This is a genomic window from Nonomuraea muscovyensis (genome assembly GCF_014207745.1).
Classification (GTDB): domain Bacteria; phylum Actinomycetota; class Actinomycetes; order Streptosporangiales; family Streptosporangiaceae; genus Nonomuraea; species Nonomuraea muscovyensis.
The window spans coordinates 110,192-131,324 of record NZ_JACHJB010000003.1 but is presented as its reverse complement, the minus strand read 5'-3'; the positions used below and the strand labels follow the sequence as shown (position 1 = coordinate 131,324).

At 71.8% G+C, this 21,133-nt stretch carries 18 protein-coding genes; 10 read left to right on the top strand and 8 right to left on the bottom strand.

The genetic code is table 11. From position 1 onward, the window contains the following. The first annotated feature begins 150 nt into the window (after positions 1–150). Positions 151–600: a pyridoxamine 5'-phosphate oxidase family protein gene (locus FHU36_RS32135; RefSeq protein WP_185087861.1), complete on the top strand. Its 450-nt coding sequence runs from the start codon at positions 151–153 to the stop codon at positions 598–600. 35 nt (positions 601–635) lie between these two features. Here the strand turns inward: FHU36_RS32135 and fdhF are convergent, their stop codons facing one another. From fdhF to FHU36_RS32120, 3 genes are all read right to left on the bottom strand, one after another. Beyond that, a complete protein-coding gene (fdhF, locus tag FHU36_RS32130; RefSeq protein WP_185087860.1) occupies positions 636–3,314 on the bottom strand; it encodes a formate dehydrogenase subunit alpha in 2,679 nt (892 codons plus the stop codon). A 118-nt stretch (positions 3,315–3,432) separates the two neighbouring features. Continuing rightward, positions 3,433–5,115, bottom strand: a complete 1,683-nt coding sequence (locus FHU36_RS32125) for an NAD(P)H-dependent oxidoreductase subunit E (protein WP_185087859.1) — start codon at positions 5,113–5,115, stop codon at positions 3,433–3,435. A gap of 67 nt (positions 5,116–5,182) precedes the next feature. Beyond that, positions 5,183–7,732, bottom strand: a complete 2,550-nt coding sequence (locus tag FHU36_RS32120; protein ID WP_185087858.1) for a cation-translocating P-type ATPase — start codon at positions 7,730–7,732, stop codon at positions 5,183–5,185. Between the two features lie 379 nt (positions 7,733–8,111). On the opposite strand from FHU36_RS32120, the gene pdhA reads away from it, so the two are divergent. The 5 genes from pdhA (at position 8,112) to FHU36_RS32095 (ending at position 12,004) form a co-directional block, all read left to right on the top strand. Beyond that, positions 8,112–9,071 (top strand): pyruvate dehydrogenase (acetyl-transferring) E1 component subunit alpha, encoded by a 960-nt coding sequence (gene pdhA, locus FHU36_RS32115; RefSeq protein WP_185087857.1) that lies wholly within the window; start codon positions 8,112–8,114, stop codon positions 9,069–9,071. Next, positions 9,068–10,033: an alpha-ketoacid dehydrogenase subunit beta gene (locus FHU36_RS32110; protein WP_185087856.1), complete on the top strand. Its 966-nt coding sequence runs from the start codon at positions 9,068–9,070 to the stop codon at positions 10,031–10,033. The genes pdhA and FHU36_RS32110 overlap by 4 nt, the downstream gene beginning before the upstream one ends. After that, positions 10,033–11,409 (top strand): dihydrolipoamide acetyltransferase family protein, encoded by a 1,377-nt coding sequence (locus FHU36_RS32105; RefSeq protein ID WP_185087855.1) that lies wholly within the window; start codon positions 10,033–10,035, stop codon positions 11,407–11,409. Before FHU36_RS32110 ends, FHU36_RS32105 begins: the two co-directional genes overlap by 1 nt. Beyond that, entirely contained in the window at positions 11,406–11,651 is a 246-nt protein-coding gene (locus tag FHU36_RS32100) for an acyl carrier protein (protein ID WP_185087854.1), read from the top strand. The genes FHU36_RS32105 and FHU36_RS32100 overlap by 4 nt, the downstream gene beginning before the upstream one ends. 149 nt (positions 11,652–11,800) lie before the next feature. Next, positions 11,801–12,004, top strand: coding sequence for a DUF1918 domain-containing protein (locus tag FHU36_RS32095; RefSeq protein ID WP_185087853.1), 204 nt, complete (start codon positions 11,801–11,803; stop codon positions 12,002–12,004). Between the two features lie 66 nt (positions 12,005–12,070). On the opposite strand, the gene FHU36_RS32090 is transcribed toward FHU36_RS32095, so the two are convergent. The 3 genes from FHU36_RS32090 to FHU36_RS32080 form a co-directional block, all read right to left on the bottom strand. Then, positions 12,071–13,003 carry a ribose-phosphate diphosphokinase gene (locus FHU36_RS32090; RefSeq protein ID WP_185087852.1) on the bottom strand — a complete coding sequence of 311 codons (933 nt, stop codon included), beginning with the start codon at positions 13,001–13,003 and terminating at the stop codon, positions 12,071–12,073. 55 nt (positions 13,004–13,058) lie between these two features. Then, complete coding sequence (locus FHU36_RS32085; protein ID WP_185087851.1) at positions 13,059–13,475, bottom strand: CBS domain-containing protein; 417 nt, start codon at positions 13,473–13,475, stop codon at positions 13,059–13,061. Between the two features lie 90 nt (positions 13,476–13,565). Beyond that, on the bottom strand, positions 13,566–14,246 hold the full coding sequence (locus tag FHU36_RS32080; RefSeq protein ID WP_185087850.1) for a phosphoribosyltransferase: 681 nt from the start codon (positions 14,244–14,246) through the stop codon (positions 13,566–13,568). A gap of 290 nt (positions 14,247–14,536) precedes the next feature. Between FHU36_RS32080 and FHU36_RS32075 the strand changes: the two genes are divergently transcribed. Next, a complete protein-coding gene (locus tag FHU36_RS32075; RefSeq protein WP_185087849.1) occupies positions 14,537–15,244 on the top strand; it encodes a CBS domain-containing protein in 708 nt (235 codons plus the stop codon). Positions 15,245–15,253: 9 nt separating this feature from the next. Here the strand turns inward: FHU36_RS32075 and ftsH are convergent, their stop codons facing one another. Then, entirely contained in the window at positions 15,254–17,221 is a 1,968-nt protein-coding gene (gene ftsH / locus FHU36_RS32070; protein WP_185087848.1) for an ATP-dependent zinc metalloprotease FtsH, read from the bottom strand. Positions 17,222–17,439: 218 nt separating this feature from the next. On the opposite strand from ftsH, the gene FHU36_RS32065 reads away from it, so the two are divergent. The 3 genes from FHU36_RS32065 to FHU36_RS32055 all read left to right on the top strand — a co-directional run bounded on the left by FHU36_RS32065 (position 17,440) and on the right by FHU36_RS32055 (position 19,331). After that, positions 17,440–17,847 (top strand): hypothetical protein, encoded by a 408-nt coding sequence (locus FHU36_RS32065; protein ID WP_185087847.1) that lies wholly within the window; start codon positions 17,440–17,442, stop codon positions 17,845–17,847. 129 nt (positions 17,848–17,976) lie between these two features. Then, positions 17,977–18,390 carry an Hsp20/alpha crystallin family protein gene (locus tag FHU36_RS32060; protein ID WP_185087846.1) on the top strand — a complete coding sequence of 138 codons (414 nt, stop codon included), beginning with the start codon at positions 17,977–17,979 and terminating at the stop codon, positions 18,388–18,390. A 77-nt stretch (positions 18,391–18,467) separates the two neighbouring features. Further along, on the top strand, positions 18,468–19,331 hold the full coding sequence (locus FHU36_RS32055) for a universal stress protein (RefSeq protein ID WP_185087845.1): 864 nt from the start codon (positions 18,468–18,470) through the stop codon (positions 19,329–19,331). Between the two features lie 45 nt (positions 19,332–19,376). Here FHU36_RS32055 and acsA read toward each other — a convergent pair whose 3' ends face one another. Further along, positions 19,377–21,104 (bottom strand): acetate--CoA ligase, encoded by a 1,728-nt coding sequence (acsA, locus tag FHU36_RS32050; protein WP_221497049.1) that lies wholly within the window; start codon positions 21,102–21,104, stop codon positions 19,377–19,379. Between the last annotated feature and the right edge of the window lie 29 nt (positions 21,105–21,133).

Below are 21,133 nucleotides of genomic sequence, written 5' to 3'. Positions count from 1 at the left end.
CAGTTATTTCAGTATGAGCTAAAATCACTGTATCAATCAAGGACGCGCCTCCCGGTGTCGGGCCGTTGGTCCTCCCCGAAGAGGCCCTATGACCGTGTCGGCGACCTCGCCCCAGACCTAGCGTGGGCAGCAGTGAAGAAGGAGACAGCCATGGCCAACACCGGAGCGCTCGACCGCTTCCTTGCCCAGCAAGCGGCTCACGTGTCCCTGCACGAACTCGACGAGGTGGAGTGCATGCGACTCATCTCGCCGGGCGGGGTCGGCCGCATCGCCTTCGCCGGCTTCGGTGGTCCCGTCGTGCTGCCGGTCAACTACAAGGTTCATGACGGCGCCGTCATCTTCCGCACCAGGAGCGGCGGCGCGATGGATCAGGATCTGCGTACCGGGCTGGAGGGCGTCGACTTCAAGATCGCATTTGAGGTGGACCACGTCGACGAGGCCAGCCGGCAGGGATGGAGCGTGCTCGTCCAGGGCTCGATTCACCATCTTCCGGAGGACGAGCGGCCCACGGACGTGGAGCCCTGGGCCGGCGGCGAGCGCGACCTGTTCGTCAGGATCCGGCCCCAGCAGATCACCGGTCGCCGAGTCGCCGCACTCTGAGCTCCCGACCGCACCCGGCCGGCTCGCCGCTGCTCTCACCGGTTCGCCGGCCGCAGCCGTACCGCGGTGACCTTGTACTCAGGGCATGAGGTGACGGTGTCGGCGAAGTCGGAGGTCAGCGTGTTGACGCCGCTGGCGGGGAAGTGGAACGCGCAGAAGACCTGCCCGGGCACCACCTCCCGGCTGGTGCGGGCGGTGAGCCGAGCCTCGCCGTGACGGCTCTCGACGGTGACCGGGTCGCCGTCGCGCAGGCCGTGGCGGGCGGCATCGTCGGGGTGGAGGTCGAGCCGGTCGTCGGCGTCGAGCCGCAGGTTGTGCGTGCGCCGGGTCATGCTGCCGGAGTTGTAGTGCGCCCACCGCCGCCCGGTCACCATGATCAGCGGATAGTGGTCGTCCGGCTCCTCGCCCGGCGGAAGGTAGGGGCAGGCGGCCAGGTGGGCGAGCCCGTCCGGGGTGGCGAACCGCTCCCGGTAGAGCCGGGCCTCGCCGGGCCGGTCGGGATACGGCGCGGGCCAGCAGACCGCGCCCTCCCGGTCGAGCCGTTCATGGGAGATCCCGGCGAAGACGGGGACGAGAGCGGCGCATTCTGCCAGCGCCGCGGCCGGGGTCGGGCAGCCGAGGCCGGCGCCGAGAGCCTCCGCCACGGCATGGACGATCGTGAAGTCGGCACGGGCCAGGCCCGGAGGCGCGAGCGCGGGCCGTACCCGCTGGAAGCGGCGGTCGAAGTTGACGAACGTGCCGTCCTTCTCCAGCCAGGACGCGGCGGGCAGGACGACGTCGGCCCGGCGGGCGGTCTCCGACAGGAACAACTCGTTGCAGACGACCAGCGGGCACGCCTCCAGCGCCTCGGCGACCCGGGTGGTGTCGGGGTCGGTGGCGCACACGTCCTCGCCGATGATCCACAAGGCCCCCAGGTCACCGGCGCGCGCCGCGGCGAACATCTGAGGAATGCGCAGCCCCGGCTCCGCGGGGATCTCGGCCCCCCACGATCGGGCGGCCCGCTCCCGCGCGGCCGGGTCGGTGACCCTCTGGTAGCCGGGGAGCAGGTCGGGGAGGGCACCCATGTCGGAGGCCCCCTGCACGTTGTTCTGCCCGCGCAGCGGGATGACGCCGAAGCCGCGGCCGGTGCCGACCGCGCCACGCAGAATCGCGAGGTTGGCCAGGGCTCGTACGCCGTCGGTGCCGTGCAGGTGCTCGGTGACGCCCAGCCCGTAGACGATCGCCGGCTGTCCGGCCTGCCCGTACAGCCGGGCGGCGGCCACCACGTCGGCGGCCGGCACCCCGGTGATGGCGGCCACCCGGTCCGGCGGGTAGCCGGTCAGGAGCCCGGCCAGCTCGGGCAGGCCGGTGGCGCGCCGGCCCAGAAACGCCTCGTCGGCCAGCCCCTCCGCGAGCAGCACGTGGGCCAGGCCGTGGAAGAGGGCGACGTTGGTGCCGGGGCGGGGCCTCAGGTGCACGTCGGCGTGGTGGGCCAGCCCGACCGCCCGAGGGTCGGCGACGACCAGCCGTGCTCCGCGCAGCACGCGCTGGAGCAGGCGGGCGCCGACCACCGGGTGGGCCTCGACGGGGTTGGCGCCGACCACCAGCAGGCAGTCGGCCTGCTCGACGTCGTCGAGGGAGTCGGTGCCGCCCGACAGTCCGAACGCGGCCGTCAGCCCTGCCGCGGAGGGCGCATGGCAGAGCCTGGAGCAGTTGTCGACGTTGTTCGTGCCGACCACGGTCCGCATGAACTTCTGGATCAGGTAGTTCTCCTCGTTGGTGGCTCGGGACGAGGAGATCGCCGCCACCGCGTCGGGTCCTCCGGCGGCCACGGCCGAGCGGAAGCCGCGCGCGATGTGGTCGAGGGCTTCGGCCCAGCTCACCGGCTCCAGGACACCGTCGCGGCGCAGCAGCGGCTGGGTGAGCCGCTCGGGCGAGGTGAGGAAGCCGTGCGCGAAGCGGCCCTTGACGCAGGCGTGCCCTCGGTTGACCGGTCCGTCGCGGGCGGGCGTGACCGCCACGACCTCCTCATCCCGGGTGAGGACCTCCAGAGCGCAGCCGACCCCGCAGTAGCCGCAGGTGGTGCGGGTACGGGTGAGCGCGGCCGGGCGGGCGCCACCGGGCAGGCCCGGCTCGCTGAGCGCCCCCGTGGGGCACGTGTCGACACAGCCGCCGCACGCCACGCAGTCGGACTCGGCCCACACCCCGCCGGTGCCGGGGGCCACCACGGTGTCCCCTCCCCGTCCCGTCAGGGTGAGGGCGAAGGTGCCCTGGACGTCCGCGCACATGCGGACGCACCTGCCGCAGGCGATGCAGAGGTCCCGGTCCAGGTGGACGTAGGGGTGGCTGTCGTCGCGGCCCCGGCCGCCCGGGCCGTGGGCGGCCTCCGGCGTGACGCCCAGCTCGTGGCAGACCTGGGCCAGCTCGCTGCCGTCCGCGCCGCCGTCCAGAGCGCGCGGCGGCAGCGCCGAGACGATCACTTCGACGGCGTCGCGGCGCAGCGCCCGAAGCTCGCCGGTGTCGACCTCGATCCGGGCGCCATGGGCGGCCGGGGTGACGCACGCAGCCATGACGTGCCCGTCGGCCTTGACCAGGCAGGTACGGCAGGAGCCCGCAGGCGCGAAACGGTCGTCGTGGCAGAGCGCGGGCACGGCGACGCCGGCCGCGCGGACCACGTCCAGCAGCGCCGCCCCCTGCGGCACCCGGACGGCGACACCGTCCACGTCAACCGACACCTCGGGCTCCTGGTGACGAGCCCCACAACGCGGATCAGTCACCTCGGGCTCCTGGTGACGAGCCCCACTACGCGGATCAGTCACAGCGCTCCCCTCACGGGCATCCGGACCGCGCCCCTCACGGGTCCCACCCCGCGAGCCGGTCGCCGCAGGCGCGGGCCAGGCTGCGCACCGCCGCGGGCACGCGCCGCCCGAACGCGCACAGGCTCGCCTCGCTCATCACCCGGAGCAGCCGGGCGCACTCCTCGCCGGGCGGCACGTCCGCGGCCTCGCGCACGAGTTCGAGGCCGCGCTTGGAGCCCACCCGGCACGGTGAACAGGCTCCGCAGCTCTCCGCGGCGGCGAACTCCCACACGTGCCGCAGGATCTCCTCGGGCCGTACCCGCTGGTCGAACGCGACGAGACCGGCGTGGCCCAAGGCGGCGCCGTGGCTCGCCAACGCCGCCTCGGCCAGCGGCACGTCCAGCCGCTCCGGGGCCAGGAAGCCGCCGAGCGGCCCGCCCACCTGAAGGACCTGAAGCTGCGCGCCCTCCTTCAGCCCGCCGCCCAGTTCGGTGACGATCCGCGATATCGGCGTGCCGAGCTCCACCTCGTAGCATCCAGGCCGGGCGAAACGCTCCGACAGGCAGACGAGCTTCGTCCCCGTCTCGGTGCCCGTCCCCCGGCGGGAGTAGGCCTGCCCGCCGCGCCGTACGATCCACGGCACCGCGGCCAGCGTCTCGACATTGTTGACCACGGTCGGGGCGTCCCACAGACCTTGCCGCGTCGGGTACGGCGGGCGGGGCCTCGCGCACCCACGCCCACCCTCCAACGAGGCGATGAGAGCCGTCTCCTCCCCCGCGACGTAGGAACCGGCGCCCTCGACGACGTGGATGTCGAGGTCCACGCCGCTGCCGTGCACCGCGCGGCCGAGGTGCCCGTCGGCGTACGCCTGCCCGAGAGCCGCGCGCATCCTCGCCAGTGCCCGCGGGTACTCCGAACGCACCAGGACCACGGCCCGGCGGGCCCCGCAGGCGAAGCAGGCCAGGGCCAGCCCCTCCAGCACCTGGGCCGGAGCGGCCTCCATCAGCAGCCGGTCGGCGAAGGAGCCGGGGTCGCCCTCATCGCCGTTGGCGATCATCACGGTGTCCGGCGAGCGGCCCGCGGCGGCCCATTTGGCGGCCACCGGGAACCCCGCTCCCCCGCGCCCGCGCAGACCCGAGGCCGCCACCTCGGCGTGGACCTGCTCAGGCGTGCGCGCGCTCACGGTCTCGGGCCATACGCGCCACGGACGCTGCCCGCCGGCGATCCCGGCCAGTACGACCGGATCCCCGGTGGTGTCGGCCACGGGAATCGGCGGATCCTGCGGCCCGGGGCGGCCGGTCAGCAGGCCGGCGATGTCCGGGCCGGCGCGGGGCGTGTCGCCGTCGAGACAGGCGGGACCGGCGTAGCAGTAGCCGAGGCAGCGGACGGCCTGCAGGGACACCTCTCCATCCGGGCTCGTGGCTCCGGCGACGACTCCCAGCGCCTGCTCGACTTCGGGAAGGTGCTGTCCCAGGCGCGCGGCGTAGCATGCCGCGGCGGCGCAGACCCGCACGTGGCGCCGGCCACGTGCGGCGGCCAGGTCGGCGTAGAAGGTGGCAGGCCCCAGACCGGCCGCCGCGGGCAGGCCCAGCCCGACGGCGACGCCGGGCGCCCACACCTCCGGCCCACCGGCGGAGTCGTCCGCCGCCTCGGCCAAGGACTCGATCAGCCCGGCCCCGGTCCGCTCCCGTCGAGCGGCCAGCGCACGGAACGCATCGAAGCGGTCGGCTGGATCCACGGTCGCATACCTTCCCGCTGCCTGCCCCGTGGCGCGGTCCCTCCTGCAACGGAGTGGAAGGATCCGGTCAAATACCCTTTTGTGGCGGCGGCGCGCCTCGGAAGGGACCGCGGGCGCGCACGGCCTTGTACGCGGCGTCCACGCCGATGACCGCGGGGATCGCCGAAGCGGCCAGAGCCCAGCCCACCGGCGGAGGAAAGGCCCCTCCCAGGAGGGTGGCCAGCGGCGGAAAGCCCAGAAAGACCAGGAGCATGCCCGCTTCGGTCGCCACCGCCCACAGCAGGAGCGGGTTGCCCCGCCACGGCAGCCGCCCGGCCCAGCGGGTTTCGCTGCGGCAGGCGAAGGCGTTGGCGAACTGCCCGAGGACCACGGCCGCGAAGGCGGTCCCCGAGGCGGCGGCGAGCAGCGCCGGAGCCGGCGTGACGCCAAGCGTCCAGCCACCCAGCAGCAGCACGGTGGCGAAGGCGGCCATCTCCACGGCGGCCTCAGCGGGGCCGAGCACCCCGAACACGCGGAAGAGCAGCCGCCGATCGAGCAACGCTCCGGTGCGCGCGGGGCCCCGCATGGTGCGCGGGTTGGCGGGCTCGGCACCCAGGGCGAGGGCGGGGAGCAGGTCGGTACCGATGTCGAGGGCGAGCACCTGGAGCACGGTCAGGGCCAGTGGGATGGTGCCGCCGCTGAGCGCCCAGACCAGGAACGGGGTGAGCTCGGCCACGTTGTCGGTCAGGTGGTAGGTGAGGAAGCGGCGGATGTTGGCGTAGGTGGCCCGGCCCAGCTCGACGGCGGTGACGATGGTGGCGAAATGGTCGTCGAGCAGCACCAGGTCGGCCGCCTCCCGCGCGACGTCGGTGCCGGAAGCGCCCATGGCGATGCCGATGTCGGCCTCGCGCAGTGCCGGGCCGTCGTTGACCCCGTCCCCGGTCATCGCGACCACGTGACCGCGCGAGCGCAGCGCGCGGGCGATGCGGAGCTTGTCCTCGGGGGTCACCCGGGCGATCACCGCCCCGTCGCGGTCGAGCAGCGCGCCCAGGGATTCGTCGTCGCCGGGGAGTTCGCGCCCGGTGAGCACGAGCGGGTCGGGGCCCAGCAGCCCGACCTGCTCCGCTATCGCGCGGGCGGTGCCGGGGTGGTCACCGGTGATCATGGCGAGCTTGATCCCCGCGTGCCGGCAGGTGGCGATCGCCTCGGCGACACCCTCGCGAGGCGGATCTTCCAGGCCGACCAGCCCGAGCAGGGTGAGGCCACGTTCGATCTCCTCCGCGGCGCCCTCGGAGGGATCGTCACGGCAGGCGACGGCCAGCACGCGCAGGCCGCGCGCGCTCATCTCCGCCAACGCCCGGCTCGCGCCCGGGGCCTGTTCGCACAGCGGCAGGACCGCGTCCGGAGCGCCCTTGAGGTGCAGCCGGCCGCCGGCCACCGCCGAGGAGCGGCGGCGGACGGGGTCGAACGGGTAGCGCCGGGTGACCGCCGCGTCCTCGCGGGCTCCGGCACTCAGGGCCAGCGCGTGCAGCGCCACCTCCATCGGATCGCCGACCCCCCGGTGCCCGCCGTCGGCGGGGACGAGCCGCCCGGTCGAGCACAGAACCGCCGATCGCATGATCTCCGCGGCGCGGGCGGGAGAGCCGAGATCGAGGGGGCCCGCCGGGGTCCAGATCTCCACGACCGTCATCTCGTTGCGCGTGAGGGTGCCGGTCTTGTCGGTGCAGATGAACGTGGCCGACCCCAGGGTCTCCACCGCTTCGAGGTGGCGCACCAGCGCCTTGCGGCTCGCCATCAGCCGGGCGGCGCGGGCCAGCGACAGGGTGACCGTGGGCAGCAGCCCCTCCGGCACCAAGGCGACGGTGACACCGAGCGCGAGCAGGAAGCCGTCGGCGGGCGCCATGCCGAGCAGCTGGGTCAGGACGAAGAACACCCCGCCCACGCCGAGCGCCATGCCCGCGACAACCTTGATCACTTTGCTCAGCCGGCGGGCGAGCGGGCTGGGCGGGCGCGTCGCGGCCCGGGTGAGGGTGGCGATGGCGGCCAGCCGGGTCCCGGCGCCCGTGGCCACCACGACGGCCTCCGCCTGCCCCTCGACGACGAAGGTGCCGGCGAAGACCGTGGCCTGCTCGCGGTGCCGGACCGGGACGCTCTCCCCGGTCAACGTCGACTCGTTGACCGCCAGAGCGTGGACCTCGGCCAACTCCAGGTCCGCGCTGATGCGGTCGCCGGCCTCCAGCAGGACCACGTCTCCCCTGACCAGGTCCGCGGCCCTCACCACCATGCGGTGGCCGTCGCGGCGAACCGTGACGTCGGCGGGGATCAGCTCTCTCAGCCGCCTGCTCGCCTGGTCCGCCCGGTACTCCTGCACGAAGGCGAAAGCACCGTTGAACAGCACCACCACGACGATCGCGACGGACAACTGCGGCATCCCGGCCAGCAGCGCCAGCCCGGCCGCGGCCCACAGCAGCAGTGCGAAGAAGTGCACCATCTCCCGCAGCAACAGCAGCAGCACCGGGCTGCGCTCGCCGGCAGGCAGCCGGTTGGGGCCATCCGCAGCCAGGCGGCGGGCCGCCTCCCCTGAGCTGAGGCCGGCTCCCGTCGGCAGGACCTCGCTGCGAGGGCGGTCGCTCGCCATGTCAGGACTTCCGCGCCCGGGCGACCTCCTGTGGCCCGTTCGGCCGGGCGGGCACGGTGGCGCGGGACTCGGCGCGCACGTTGGTGTATGTGCCCCGCCACCCGGAACCGTCGTAGCCGACAACGATCCCTCGCGAACCGGCCATGCTCCTCACCTCGCGCCCATCGTCGAAGGTCGCGCCTTCCGCCGCCAGAGCAGAAGGTCCTCGACCCGGTCCTTCGGATCCAGGAGTCCGACCCCCGCTCATGCACCCGATACCCGGTCCACGGTGATATCCCCGCCTCGGGAAGCGAGCTGACCCGCGTGATGGGCCATGTGCCTCTGACAGGCGGGACCTTGGTCCCTGGTGCCGCCGGGGCCGTCGACGGAGCGTGAAGGTATGCCACGCAAAACCCGCGCGCGATCGTCCCGCGATCGTGAGCTGCTGCGCCAGATGCTGCGGATCCGCCGCTTCGAGGAGCGCTGCGTCGAGCTGTACAGCGGCGAGAAGATCTGTGGTTTCATGCATCTCTACATCGGCGAGGAGGCCGTGGCGGCGGGCGTCTGCCACGCGCTCACCTCCGAGGACGCGGTCGTGTCCACCTACCGCGAGCACGGCCACGCCCTGGCGCGCGGCGTCCCGATCCGTTCGGTGATGGCCGAGATGTACGGCAAGGCCGCGGGCTGTAGCCGGGGCCGCGGCGGCTCCATGCACATCTTCGACGCGGAGCGGCGCTTCTACGGCGGTAACGCGATCGTCGGCGGTGGCCTGCCCGTAGCGGTCGGTCTGGCCCTGGCCGACAAGCTGCTGAGCCGCGGGCGGGTGACGGCGTGCTTCTTCGGCGAGGGCGCGATGGCCGAGGGGGAGTTCCACGAGTGCCTCAACCTCGCCTCGCTGTGGGGGCTCCCCGTGCTGTTCGCGTGCGAGAACAACCTCTACGCGATGGGCACCGCGCTGGCCCGTTCGCAGGCCGAGACGGATCTGGCGCTGCGCGCCGCCGCCTACGACGTGGCGGCCTGGCCGGTCGACGGAATGGACGTACGCGCTGTCGCCGACGCCGCCGAACGGGCGTGCGAGTCCATCCGCGCCGGAGCCGGCCCGCACTTCCTGGAGCTGCGAACCTACCGATTCCGCGCGCACTCGATGTACGACCCCGACAGGTACCGGGACAAGGCCGAGATCGAGCAGTGGAAGCTCCGTGACCCCCTCGGGCAGATCAGGCTGCCGGAGGACGAGCTGGCCGCCCTGGAGAAGGAGATCGCTCAGGAGCTGGAGGATGCCGTCACCTTCGCCGAGGAAGCCCCGATCGAACCGATCGAGGAGCTCACCCGCTTCGTCTACAGCGAGGTGCGGCCATGACCACCTATCGGGAGGCGATCCGCGAGGCCATCGCCGAGGCTCTGACCGCCGACGAGCGGGTGTTCCTCATGGGCGAGGACGTCGGCGCCTACGGGGGCTGCTTCGCGGTCAGCCTCGGCCTGCTGGAGAGGTTCGGCCCCGAGCGGATCCGCGACACGCCCCTGTCGGAGTCGGCGTTCGTCGGCGCCGGCATCGGCGCGGCGCTGGGCGGGCTGCGCCCCATCGTCGAGATCATGACGGTCAACTTCAGCCTGCTCGCGCTGGACCAGATCCTCAACAACGCCGCGACGATCCTGCACATGTCCGGTGGCCAGTTCAACGTCCCCCTGGTCATCCGGATGACCACCGGAGCCGGACGGCAGCTCGCCGCCCAGCACTCGCACAGCCTCGAAGGCTGGTACGCCCACATTCCGGGTCTGCGCATCCTGGCCCCCGCCACGGTGGAGGACGCGGGTGGCATGCTGGCCCCCGCCCTGGCCGATCCCGACCCGGTGTTGATCTTCGAGCACGGCTCCCTCTACAACTCCACGGGCGAGCCCGGGACCGGCCCCGTCGACATCACCACGGCGGCGGTGCGCAGGCCGGGCCGCGACGTCACGCTCATCGCCTACGGCGGCACGCTGCACAAGGCCCTGACCGCCGCCGACGAGCTGGCGGCCGGTGGCATCGAGGCGGAGGTCGTGGACCTGCGTGTCCTGCGTCCCCTCGACGAGGCGACCGTGATCAAGTCGATCATCCATACCCATCGCGCCGTCATCGTCGACGAGGGCTGGCGTTCCGGCAGCCTGTCCGCCGAGGTCACCGCCCGCATCGTGGAGCGCGCCTTCTACGAGCTGGACGCGCCCGTGGAACGGGTGTGCTCCGCCGAGGTGCCCATCCCGTACGCCCACCACCTGGAAGAGGCCGCGCTGCCCCAGGTGCCCGCGATCGTGACGGCCGCCCGGGACGTGGTGAGCTCGTGATGGCCGACTTCCGCATGCCCTCGCTCGGCGCCGACATGGAGACGGGCACCGTGAGCGAGTGGCTGGTCAAGCCGGGGGACTCGATCCGCAAGGGTGACCCCATCGCGGTCATCGACACGGACAAGGCTCTCATCGAGGTCGAGTCCTTCCACACCGGTGTCGTGGGCAGGCTGGTCGTGAACACCGGCGAACGCGTGCCCGTCGGCACGACCTTGGCCGTCGTCGACGAGCGGACGCCAGCCGAGAGGGCACCAGCCGAGCCCTCCCCGCCGCCTCCGGAGCCTTCGCCCGCGCACGTGCTGTCGCCGCTGGTCCGCCGCCTGGCCGCCGAGCGTGGCATGGACCTCACGTCACTGCGCGGCACCGGACCGGGCGACACGGTCACCCGTGCGGACGTGGAGCGCGCGGCCGGGCCGGAGGGCACAGTCCCGCCAGGCCGCACCGAACCGGCGGCCGGTCGGGCGACGACGGGGCCCGCGACCGTGCCGGCGCCACCGGCGCCACCGGAGCCGGCGCGGTCGAAGGCCTCGCCGCTCGCCCGGCGGCTGGCACGCGAGCTGGATCTGGACCTCGCCACCGTGCCGGGCACGGGCCGCACGGGCGCGGTCAGAGCGGATGATGTCCGTCGGGCCGCCGCGGTGCGGAGCGACGCCGCCCGGCACGCCCCGCCGGTGAACGCTCCCGGTCAGGCCGTCCGGCAGGACGAACGGCGAGAGCAGGCCATGCGTCAGGCCATCGCCCGCGCGATGACCCGGTCCAAACGGGAGATCCCGCACTACTACCTCACCAGCACGATCGACATGAGCACGGCGCTGGCATGGCTGCGCGAGCGCAACAGGGAACTCCCGGTCTCCGAGCGCGTCCTGCCCGCGGCCCTGCTGCTCAAGGCGGCGGCGACGGCAGCGGCCGAGGTGCCGCGGCTCAACGGCTTCTGGATCGACGACGGCTTCGTCCCCGGTGAAGCCGTACACCTGGGCATGGCGATCTCGTTGAAGGGCGGCGGGCTGATCGCGCCCGCCCTCCACGACGCGGCCGGCCGTGACCTCGCCGACCTCATGGCCGGCATGAAGGACCTCGTCTCCCGCGTCAGATCCGGACGGTTGCGCGCCGCCGAGATGACCGAGGCGACCATGACCGTCACCAACCTCGGCGACCAAGGTGTGGAGTCGGTCCACGGCGTGATCTACCCGCCTCAGGTGGCGCTGGTCGGCTTCGGCAGGATCCTCGAACGCCCCTGGGCGGTCCACGGCCTGCTCGGCGTGCGCCCGCTCGTCACGGTCACCCTCGCGGCCGACCACCGCGCCACCGACGGATACACCGGCGGACGGTTCCTCGCCGCCGTCGGCCGGCTGCTCGACCACCCGGCGGAGCTATGACTCCCGAGCAGGCACGGCAGTACGTCGAGGACGCGCTCGGGCGGGTGGCTCCCGATGCCCGCCTCCAGGACATCCCGCCCGACGCGGACTTCCGCGACCTGTTCGAACTCGACTCGCTGGACTTCCTCAGCTATGTCGAGAACCTGAGCGAGGCCAGTGGGCGCCGCATCGACGAGGACGACTATCCCGAGATCACCACCATGGCGGGCGCGGTGGGCTTCCTCGCTCGAAGCACTCCCTGAGCGGCGGTACGGAGGTCCCCTCAGACGAGGGACCAAGTTCCCTTGTGAGGCGCGGCCCGTGGACGAAGACTGAACCAAGGGGCGGGTCCACAGGCCCGATGACCTGAACCTGTCAAGGCGAGCAGCAGCTCACAACTGCAGGAGGAGCCATGAAGGCAGCAGTCGGTGACCGGTTGGTGGTGGAGGGCGCCCATCAGGGCGAAGCACGCCGGGTAGGCGTCATCGTCTCCCTGCGGCACGACGACGGCACACCGCCCTACGTCGTCCGCTGGCTTGAGGACGAGCACGAGACCCTCGTCTTCCCGGGGCCCGACGCCCACGTCGAGCACCATGAGCCGAGAACACCGCGGTGACAGCCCGGAACATGACGGCGACAGGGTCCGGTTGACTGTTCCATCCGGTCAGGCATGGACAACAGGTCATGGCCGGGCCAGCAACTCGTCCAGTGGTTCGTCTCGATGGAGGCGTCCGATGGCGTCGGCCAGCAGGGGAGCCACCGAGCACACGCCGAGCGGCAGCGACGGAGCGGCCGGCTGTGCGACGGTGTCGGTGACCAGCACCCGCTGGATCGTGCAGCGGCCGAGTCTCTCCGCCGCCGGGCCCACGAACAGGCCATGAGTGGCGACCACGACGATCCGCGGCGCGGCGCCGTGGCCGGTGACGACTTGTACCGCGGCCTCGATCGTGCTCCCTGTGCTGATCATGTCGTCGACGATGACCGTCGGGCAGTCGCGGACGTCTCCGACCAGTTCCTCGGCGACCACCCTCGTCCCGCTCAGCCGGGTTTTGCGGACGACCGCCACCGGCCGCGACAGCAGCGCCGCGTAGTGTTCGGCCAGCTTGACCGCCCCCAGATCGGGCGCGACCACCACGGCGTCGCGCACGTCCTCGCCGAGTGCGGCCGCCAGCGACGGCACGGCCGTCAGCGTCTCCACCGCGACGGAGCAGATGGCCTCCAGCGCGACCGTGTGCGGGTCCACCACGATCAGCCGTCGCGTCCCGGCCGCGGCGAGCGCGTCGGCGACGACGCGGACGCCGAGCGCCTGCCCCTCCCGTCCGCGACGGTCCTGCCGCGCGTACCCGAAATACGGCAGCACCGCGGTGATCCGGTCGGCGCCGGCTCGGCGACAGGCGTCGACCAGCAGGAGGAGCTCCATGATGTGGTCGTTGACCGGCGGGCTCGTGGGCTGGACCAGGTAGGCGTCCGCGCCCCGCAGACCGCTCACGACCGGCCGTAGCTCGCCGTCCGGGAATCGCTCCACCACGGCCGGAACCGGCTCGCCGCCCAGCGCCGCGGCGACGGCACCGGCGAGCGCGCTGTTGGCCCTGCCCGCCACGATGCACGGAGTCATCGCGGCCCACCTGCTTCGTGGCGGGTGCATCTCCTGATCGCGCGGGCTTGCGCGGTCACGGAGCGCAGATCATCTCCACGAAGTGGCCGACCTGCTCCTCGGGAAGGTGCCGAGCCAGGTCGGCCTCGCTGATCAGCCCGACCAGCCGATGCTTGTCGATGACCGGCAGGCGGCGGATCCGGTGCTCCTCCATGGCGTGGAGCACCTGCTGGACGTCCGCGTCCGCTTCGATGGTGATGGGCGTGCCCTGTGCCAGGTCACCCGCCGTCATGGTCTGGGGATCGCCTCCTGCGGCGACGCACTTGAGCACGATGTCCCGGTCGGTGATGATGCCGTGCAACCGGTCGTCGTCGCCGCAGATCGGCAACGCGCCCACGTCGAGTTCGCGCATGCGCTGGGCGGCGAAGGCGAGATTCTGATGCTCGCCGACGCACTCGACGCCCGGATGCATGACGTCCCGTGCTGTCGTCATGATGCCCCCTTGGGATTCATCCATTTTTAGGGCATTTGCCCCGTTTCGCCCTACCGATACCGCACGGGCCGGTAAGGGTAGGGCGAACCCTCAGCGCAGGCCGGGATCGGTTCCGTCCTCGTCCCGCGGGCCGCCAGGCGGAGAGCCCCGCCGCAGCAGCTCCATCACCTCCTGGTCGGTGGTCTGCGCGAAGTCGGCGTACCAGGCGCCGATCGCGTGGAAGCGCTCCGGCGTCTCCAGGCAGATCACCTCATCGGCCACCTTGCCCAGGCCGGCGACCGTCTCCGGCGCCCCCACAGGCACCGCCAGCACGACCCGCGAGGCACCACGAGCCCGCGCGACCTGGCAGGCCGCATGGGCCGTCCCGCCGGTGGCGATCCCGTCATCCACCACGATCACCGTCCGGCCCGCCAGCTCCGCCGGAGGGCGGTCACCGCGATAGCGGCGCGCGCGACGCTCCAGCTCGGCTCGCTCCTGCTCCTCCACCACGGCCATCTCCATCTGGTTGAGATCGGCGATGCGGATGATGTCGTGGTTCAGCACGCGCACGCCTCCCTCCCCGATCGCGCCGAACCCCAGCTCCGGCTGGAACGGCACCCCGAGCTTGCGGACGACGATCACGTCGAGTGGCGCATCCAGAGCCCGCGCCACCTCCGCCGCCACCGGCACACCGCCTCTGGGCAGCCCGAGGACGATCACCTCCGCATCCCCGATGGATCTGCGCAACCGCGCCCCGAGACGGATGCCCGCCTCCTGCCGGTTCACGAACATCTCGCCCACCTCCTCGTGTCGACGCTTCCGGACGCGCTCTCTCCAACATCCGCCACCACGGCGCGTGCTGTTAGGGCTGAAAGTCCCGATACGGGCTCTGCTGTTCGACAGGCGGCTGGAGTCGTTCCGCGCCGGCCTCCGTGGCGACCTTCGTGGCGGCCTTCGCGGCGGCCTTCGCGGCGGCCGCACTGACGAACGACGGCGCGAATGGGGACTTCCGTCCCTACCGGGGCCTGTCGGGCCGCGCATGGGATGGAGCTGCAACGTCCCACGGACGTGAGGAGCGGATCATGCGCGTCACGGTGAACAGCGTCATGACCAGGGAGGTCGCGTCGGTGAACGGGAGCACTCCGTTCAAGGACATCGCCGAGATCCTCATCGCCCACGCGGTGAGCGCCGTACCCGTGGTGGATGCGGAGGGCCACGTCATAGGCGTCGTCTCGGAGGCCGACCTGCTCCGCAAGGAGGAGTTCCGGGAGCAGTTCTACCGCGAGGGATATCAGCCGCCACTGCGCGCCCGGCTGCGTGACCGGGTGGGTCACAGGGGCAGGAACAAGGCGGCCGGCAGCACGGCGGTCGGAAACACGGCGGCCGAGTTGATGGCCGCCCCCGCGGTCACGACCACGCCCGACGCCACGACGGTCGAGGCGGCCAGGCTCATGGAGGAGCACGGAGTCAAGAGACTGCCGATCGTCGACGATGACGGCATCCTGCTGGGCATCGTCAGCCGCCGCGACCTGCTCAAGGTCTTCGTGCGGCAGGACGGCGACATCGCTCGTGAGGTGCGCGAGGAGGTCCTCGATCAGGGCCTGTGGGTGGACACCGACGATGTCCGCGTCAGGGTCGGCAACGGTGTCGTGACTCTGAGCGGGTCCGTCAACCGCCACAGCGACGCGGAGCTCGCTGTGCGGATGACCCAGCACGTCAACGGCGTGGTCGATGTGATCGACAAGCTGCAGTGGGAGGAAGACGACATGCCCGGGTGGCACGGGCGATAGCGCTTCGGCTCAGGGACCCGCATTCGGCAGGCGATCGAGCGCGGAATCCTGGTCGCGCGGGATCATCGACCGCTCGTCCCGGAGCACACCACCGACGACCTCTCCATCGACGGTCTCCTCCTCGGAGAGGATCGCGGCCAGCCGGTCGAGGGCGTCGCGGTGGGCGCGCAGCAGGTCGATGGCGCGCTTCTCGGCCTGGCCCAGCAGCCGGCCGACCTCTTCGTCGATGGTGCGCTGGGTCTGCTCGGAGTACGGCCTGCGCACCGCGTCCTCGGCCTCCTGGCCGAGGAACTGCGGAAGGGCCGAGGCGTAGCCGACAGGACCGAGCACCGGTGACAGGCCGAAGTCGCGCACCATGCGGGTGGCGACCTGCGTGGCGGCCGCCAGGTCGTTGGCGGCGCCGGTGGAGCCCTCGCCGAACACGACGAGCTCGGCCGCCCGGCCGCCGAGCCGCACCGTGAGCAGATCGGCCAGGTAGCTCTCGCTGTAGAGATGCCGTTCGGCCTCCGGCAACTGCTCGGTCACGCCGAGGGTCGGGCCGGAGGGCAGGATGGTCACCTTCGCGACCGGATCGGCGTGCTCGCACAACGTCGCGAGCAGCGCGTGCCCGGACTCGTGCACCGCCACCGCCTGGCGCTCCTCGGGAAGCAGGGCGTTGGACGTCTCCCGGCGGCCGAGCAGCACCCGGTCGCGTGCCGTGTCCAGGTCCGTGGCGGTGATGGTCGTCCGATCCGCCCTGACCGCGTTGATGGCCGCCTCGTTGACCAGGTTGGCCAGATCGGCGCCGGAGAATCCCGGGGTGGCACGGGCGACCCTGCCGAGATCGACGTCAGGCGCCAGACGCTTGCCGGCAGCGTGCACCGCCAGGATCGCCGTGCGCTCGGTCTGGTTGGGCAGCGGAACGGTGACCTGCCGGTCGAACCTGCCAGGACGCAGCAGCGCGGGATCGAGAGTGTCCGGCCGGTTGGTCGCCGCCAGCACCACGATCCCGCTGCTCTGATCGAACCCGTCCATCTCCGCCAGCAACTGGTTCAGCGTCTGCTCACGCTCGTCGCTCGCACCCGTGGCGGTCCCTCCACGCCGCCCGCCGATGGCGTCGATCTCGTCGATGAAGACGATGGAGGGGGCGCGCTTGCGGGCCTCGTTGAAAAGGTCACGAACCCGGGAGGCCCCCACCCCGACGAACATCTCCACGAACGCCGATCCCGTGACCGAAAGGAACGGCACGTCCGCCTCGCCGGCCACGGCCCGGGCGAACAGTGTCTTCCCCGTTCCCGGCGGTCCCACCATGATCACTCCACGCGGCGGCTTCGCACCCACCGCCGCGTATCGATCAGGGGCGCGCAGGAAATCGACCACCTCGCTGATCTCCTGCTTGACGCCCTCGTATCCGGCCACGTCGCCGAACCGGGTGGTCGGCCGCTCCGCCTCGATGATTTTCGCCCGGGACCTGCCGAACCCGCCGATACCGCCGATACCGCCGGTAAGGGACTGCTGCGTCTTCCGTCCCATCCACATGAACAAGCCGATGAGCACCGCGAGCGGCAGGAAGCCGAGCAAGAGGGTGACCAGGGAGTTCTCCGTCCTGGTCGCGGTGATCTCCACCCGGTGCGACCGCAACTGCGGCTCCAGCCGGCTGACGTCGAGTGCTGTGGGGATCTGGCTGGTGAACCGGGTGCCGTCGTTCAGGGTGCCGGAGACTTCGCCCTGATCGTCGATCGTGACCGCCTTGACCTGTCCCGCGGTCACCTTGGCGACGAAGGCGGTGTAGGAGTACGGCGCCGCGCCGGACTCCGATCCGCCGGTCACGAGGCTTACCAGCAACCACGACAGGAAGATCAACGTACCGATCGGCACCAGCCAGGGCCGCCAGCCGGTGCGCGCCGGGGGCATCGTGGGAGACGGAGGCTCGTTCGGCGGGCCAGGCTTCGCCTTGCCCGTCCAGTGCCGACCGCGGAGCCGGTCACGTGTGATCATGCGGCCCTCCCGTATCCGTGTCCCCCTCCTGCCAGTGTTCAGCCCTTCGGCCAGGTCACGGCAGGGTCGAAAGACCCGAGCACCCGGCCGTAGGGGCTCGATGAGGACCGGGGCCGGGACCGGAGCCGGACAGGCGCCACCGGTCCGCCGCGTGCCCCCGGCGCGTGCTGCCGACCCTGATGTGGGTACGGCTGAAGTGTCGAACAGAGGGGGACGAGATGGCCGATCAAGTCTGGATGGAGGAGATGCGGCAGGTGCTCGACGAGGTCTTCCGCGATCGTGACAGGGTCGCGGTCCGTGACGTCTACTCCTGCGCGTCCGAGCACATCCACCTGACCGCCGACATGCTGGCGCACCTCAACGCGGTGCCGGAGGGCGCCTACACCCGGCAGGAGATCGCGGGGGAGATCAACAGAGTCATCCGCGGCCGTGGCGAGCAGGACACGCTCGGCCTCCTGGAGAGTCCCGCGCCGATCGAGGCGGTGGAGGACACCGCCGAGGCGGAGCGAGCCGTGTTGGACGACACGCCGCTGGAAGCACTGAACCCGACACCGGCCACTCCCGCAGAGGAGGCTCCGGAATTCCGGGAAGCGGGCCCCCCGGCGTCCGAGAACCAGGAGAGGTGATCGCGTCGCGGAGGCTCTGACGATGGGTCCAAAGGCCCTGAGCCCGGAGGACCTCCGCCCCTGCGTCAACGAGCGGCGACGAGTTGGGATGAGAGGGAGACAACCGGAAGGAAACCCGCGGAGGTGCACATGGGCACGCCAGCGCGCCGAGAGCACAGGGGCCTGTTCCCGGAACTGTTCGACTGGTTGGACTGGCCGCCGGTCATCCGCTCCCAGCAACAGCCGATCAGGTTCGAGGACTACGTCAAGGAGGGCCGTTACGTCGTACGGGCCGAGCTGCCGGGCATCGATCCGGAGAAGGACGTGGAGATCACCATGCGAAACGGTGTTCTCACCCTCCACGCCGAGCGGCGTGAGGAGCTCAAGGAACAACACCGGACGGAGTTCCGGTACGGGAGCTTCACCCGGTCCATCACGCTACCGCCGGGTGCGGACGACCAGGACGTGAAAGCGGTTTACGACAAGGGGATTCTCGAGGTCAGCGTGAAGCTGCCGGAGGAGAAGCAGGAGGCCAAGCGGATCCAGATCGAGACCCAGCAATGATCAGCTGACCAGGCCCGCTCTTCGGTGAGCGGGCCTGGTCGGCCTCCGCGAAGCAGGGAGCACACGAGGTGATGACCATGACAGAGCCGATCGTCGTCGGGTTCGACGGATCAGCGCCCTCCCTGCATGCCGTGAGCTGGGCCGGGCAGGAAGCCGTGATCCGTGGCGCCCCGCTGCACATGGTGTACGCCACCGAGCGATGGACTCCCGACGCCCTGCTCGTGCCCGAGCCGGCCGGCTGGGAGGTCGAGGCGGAGGCCGCCGCCCGCGAGCAGCTTGAGCAGGCGGCGAACCAGGTACGGGCCGGCAGGCCAGGGGTGCCGGTCACCACGGTGGTCGTCTCCAGCGGGGCGGCGGAAGCGCTCCTGCAGACCGCCGAAGGGGCTCAGCTCCTCGTCGTCGGCAACCGGGGACGCGGCGGGTTCGCCGAACTGCTGCTCGGCTCGGTGAGCCGCCATGTCGCCACCAGGGCACCATGCCCGGTGGCCGTCGTCCGGCAGCCGCAGGCCGGCGATTTCAGAGTGATCGTCGTGGGCGTGACCGGGCTGCCCGGCCAGGAAGCCCTCCTGGACTTCGCCTTCCGCGAGGCGGCGCTGCGGGGTGCCACCCTGCGAGCCGTGCACGCCTGGACGCACCCCGGCACCGTGACGCCCTGGACCGTGGACCCCGCGGTCTACGACATCGAGGCCGTGGGGCAGGACGAAGCCCTGCTGCTGTCGCAGATCCTCGCCGGGTGGCGGGAGAAGTACCCCGACGTCGACCTCGTCCAGCACGTGGTGCACGCCCACCCGGCCAAGGCGCTGGCCAAGGCGTCGGCGGAAGCCGACCTCGTCGTCGTGGGAGCCTCGCACGGCGCGGCACGCGCCCTGCTCGGCCTGGGCGGCACCGCGCACGCCGTCCTCCACCACACCCGGGCGCCCGTCGTCGTCGTCCGCCACTGACGTCGTCCGGAGCCCTGCCGAGGCGACCCGTCCGGGGCCTGCTCGCTAGCCTTCGAGCGAGGAGGTGTCCCCTTCGGGCAGGCCCAGCTCGCGGGCCTTGAGCAGGCGGCGCATCACCTTGCCGCTGCGGGTGTGCGGCAGGTGCTGGTCGAACGCGATCTCTTTGGGCGCGACCGCCCCCAGCCGCCTGCGGCCGAAGGCCGTCAGCTCTCTGAGCAGCTCATCCGTGGGCTCGTGGCCCGGTTTGAGTGTGACGAACGCCTTGACCAGCTCGCCCGCGACCGGATCCGGTGTTCCTATCACGGCGGCCTCGGCCACGGCCGGATGCTCCATCAGCACCGACTCGACCTCGAACGGGCCGATCAGGTGCCCGGCCGACTTGATGACGTCGTCGGCTCGGGCGACGAACCAGAAATATCCGTCTTTGTCGCGACGGGCAATGTCGCCGGACAGGTACCAGCCTCCGGCGAACGTCTTGGCGTACCTGTCAGGGTCGTCGAGGTAGCCACGGAACATGGACGGCCATCCAGGGCGCAGCGCCAGCTCGCCCGCCACGTCGGGCTCCTCGATGACCGTCACCTGGCCGTCCACCACGCGGGCGCGGCCGTCTCCGCCGCGTTCCAGCAGCGCGGCGGTGATGCCGGGCACCGGACGGCCCATGGAACCCGGCTTGATGTCCATGGCCGCGTAGTTGCTGATCATGATGGCGCCCGTCTCGGTCTGCCACCAGTTGTCGTGGACGGGCAGCCCCAGCACCTCCTGCCCCCACAGGACGACCTCCGGGTTGAGCGGTTCGCCCACGCTGGCGATGAACCGCAGGCGCGACAGGTCGAACTCGGCCGCCGGCGCCCTGCCGTGCCGCATGAGCATCCGCAGCGCCGTGGGCGCGGTGTACCACACGGAGACCCGCTGCTCCTCCAACGTGCGATACCAGCGTCGGGCATCGAACTCCCCCGCGTCCGTCACCAGGGTGACGCCGAGGACGAGGGGAGCGATGACGCCGTAGGACATGCCGGTCACCCACCCCGGATCGGCGGTGCACCAGTAGACGTCCGAGGCGTGCAGGTCAAGTGCGTAGCGCGCGGTGATGGTGTGGGCGACCACCGCGCCGTGCACATGCACGGCGGCCTTCGGCCTGCCGGTGGTGCCGCTGGTGAAGTGGAGCAGAGCCATGTCCTCGCAGCCGGTCGGCGGGATCACGAACGCCGAGCCGGCGGCGGCCATCAACTCGCGCAACGACAGCGTTCCCTCCGGGGCGGGGTCGTCGCCCGTGACCAGCACGTGCTCCAGTCCGGGCAGCGAGTCACGGATTCCGGCGATCTTGCGCGTGTAGAGGGCGGGCGTCGTCACCAGCACCCGCCCGTCACCCAGGTGCAGCCGCTCCCGGATCGGCTCCGGGCCGAACGCCGAGAACATCGGCGCCACCACGCTGAGGTTCTTCAGCGTCCCCAGTACCGTGACGTACAGCTCCGGCACCCTGCCGAGCAGGGTGAAGACCCGCTCCCCCTTGCCGACCCCGAGGCCGCGCAGCACGTTGGCGAACCGGTTGGTCTCCACGTGCAGGTCCAGGTAGGTCAGCTCGGTGACGAAGTCGTCCTTGCCGACGCACCGCAACGCCACCTGACCGCGGATCTGGGTATGCAGGTGCCGATCGACCGCCTCCTGGGCGATGTTGACCTCGGCTGCCCGCGGCCACGCGAAGTCGCGCCGCTCGCGCTCGTAGTCGTCGAGGATCGGAGGCAGGGCGGGCCGCCCGCACTTACGAATGATCACGGCTCTCCTCCGTACGCCGGCCATGGCCG

Coding starts and splice junctions, on each gene's coding strand:
- FHU36_RS32135 (WP_185087861.1), top strand. CDS start 151: ATGGCCAACACCGGAGCGCTCGACCGCTTCCTTGCCCAGCAAGCGGCT.
- FHU36_RS32120 (WP_185087858.1), bottom strand. CDS start 7,732: ATGGCGAGCGACCGCCCTCGCAGCGAGGTCCTGCCGACGGGAGCCGGC.
- pdhA (WP_185087857.1), top strand. CDS start 8,112: ATGCCACGCAAAACCCGCGCGCGATCGTCCCGCGATCGTGAGCTGCTG.
- FHU36_RS32110 (WP_185087856.1), top strand. CDS start 9,068: ATGACCACCTATCGGGAGGCGATCCGCGAGGCCATCGCCGAGGCTCTG.
- FHU36_RS32105 (WP_185087855.1), top strand. CDS start 10,033: ATGGCCGACTTCCGCATGCCCTCGCTCGGCGCCGACATGGAGACGGGC.
- FHU36_RS32100 (WP_185087854.1), top strand. CDS start 11,406: ATGACTCCCGAGCAGGCACGGCAGTACGTCGAGGACGCGCTCGGGCGG.
- FHU36_RS32095 (WP_185087853.1), top strand. CDS start 11,801: ATGAAGGCAGCAGTCGGTGACCGGTTGGTGGTGGAGGGCGCCCATCAG.
- FHU36_RS32090 (WP_185087852.1), bottom strand. CDS start 13,003: ATGACTCCGTGCATCGTGGCGGGCAGGGCCAACAGCGCGCTCGCCGGT.
- FHU36_RS32085 (WP_185087851.1), bottom strand. CDS start 13,475: ATGACGACAGCACGGGACGTCATGCATCCGGGCGTCGAGTGCGTCGGC.
- FHU36_RS32080 (WP_185087850.1), bottom strand. CDS start 14,246: ATGTTCGTGAACCGGCAGGAGGCGGGCATCCGTCTCGGGGCGCGGTTG.
- FHU36_RS32075 (WP_185087849.1), top strand. CDS start 14,537: ATGCGCGTCACGGTGAACAGCGTCATGACCAGGGAGGTCGCGTCGGTG.
- ftsH (WP_185087848.1), bottom strand. CDS start 17,221: ATGATCACACGTGACCGGCTCCGCGGTCGGCACTGGACGGGCAAGGCG.
- FHU36_RS32065 (WP_185087847.1), top strand. CDS start 17,440: ATGGCCGATCAAGTCTGGATGGAGGAGATGCGGCAGGTGCTCGACGAG.
- FHU36_RS32060 (WP_185087846.1), top strand. CDS start 17,977: ATGGGCACGCCAGCGCGCCGAGAGCACAGGGGCCTGTTCCCGGAACTG.
- FHU36_RS32055 (WP_185087845.1), top strand. CDS start 18,468: ATGACAGAGCCGATCGTCGTCGGGTTCGACGGATCAGCGCCCTCCCTG.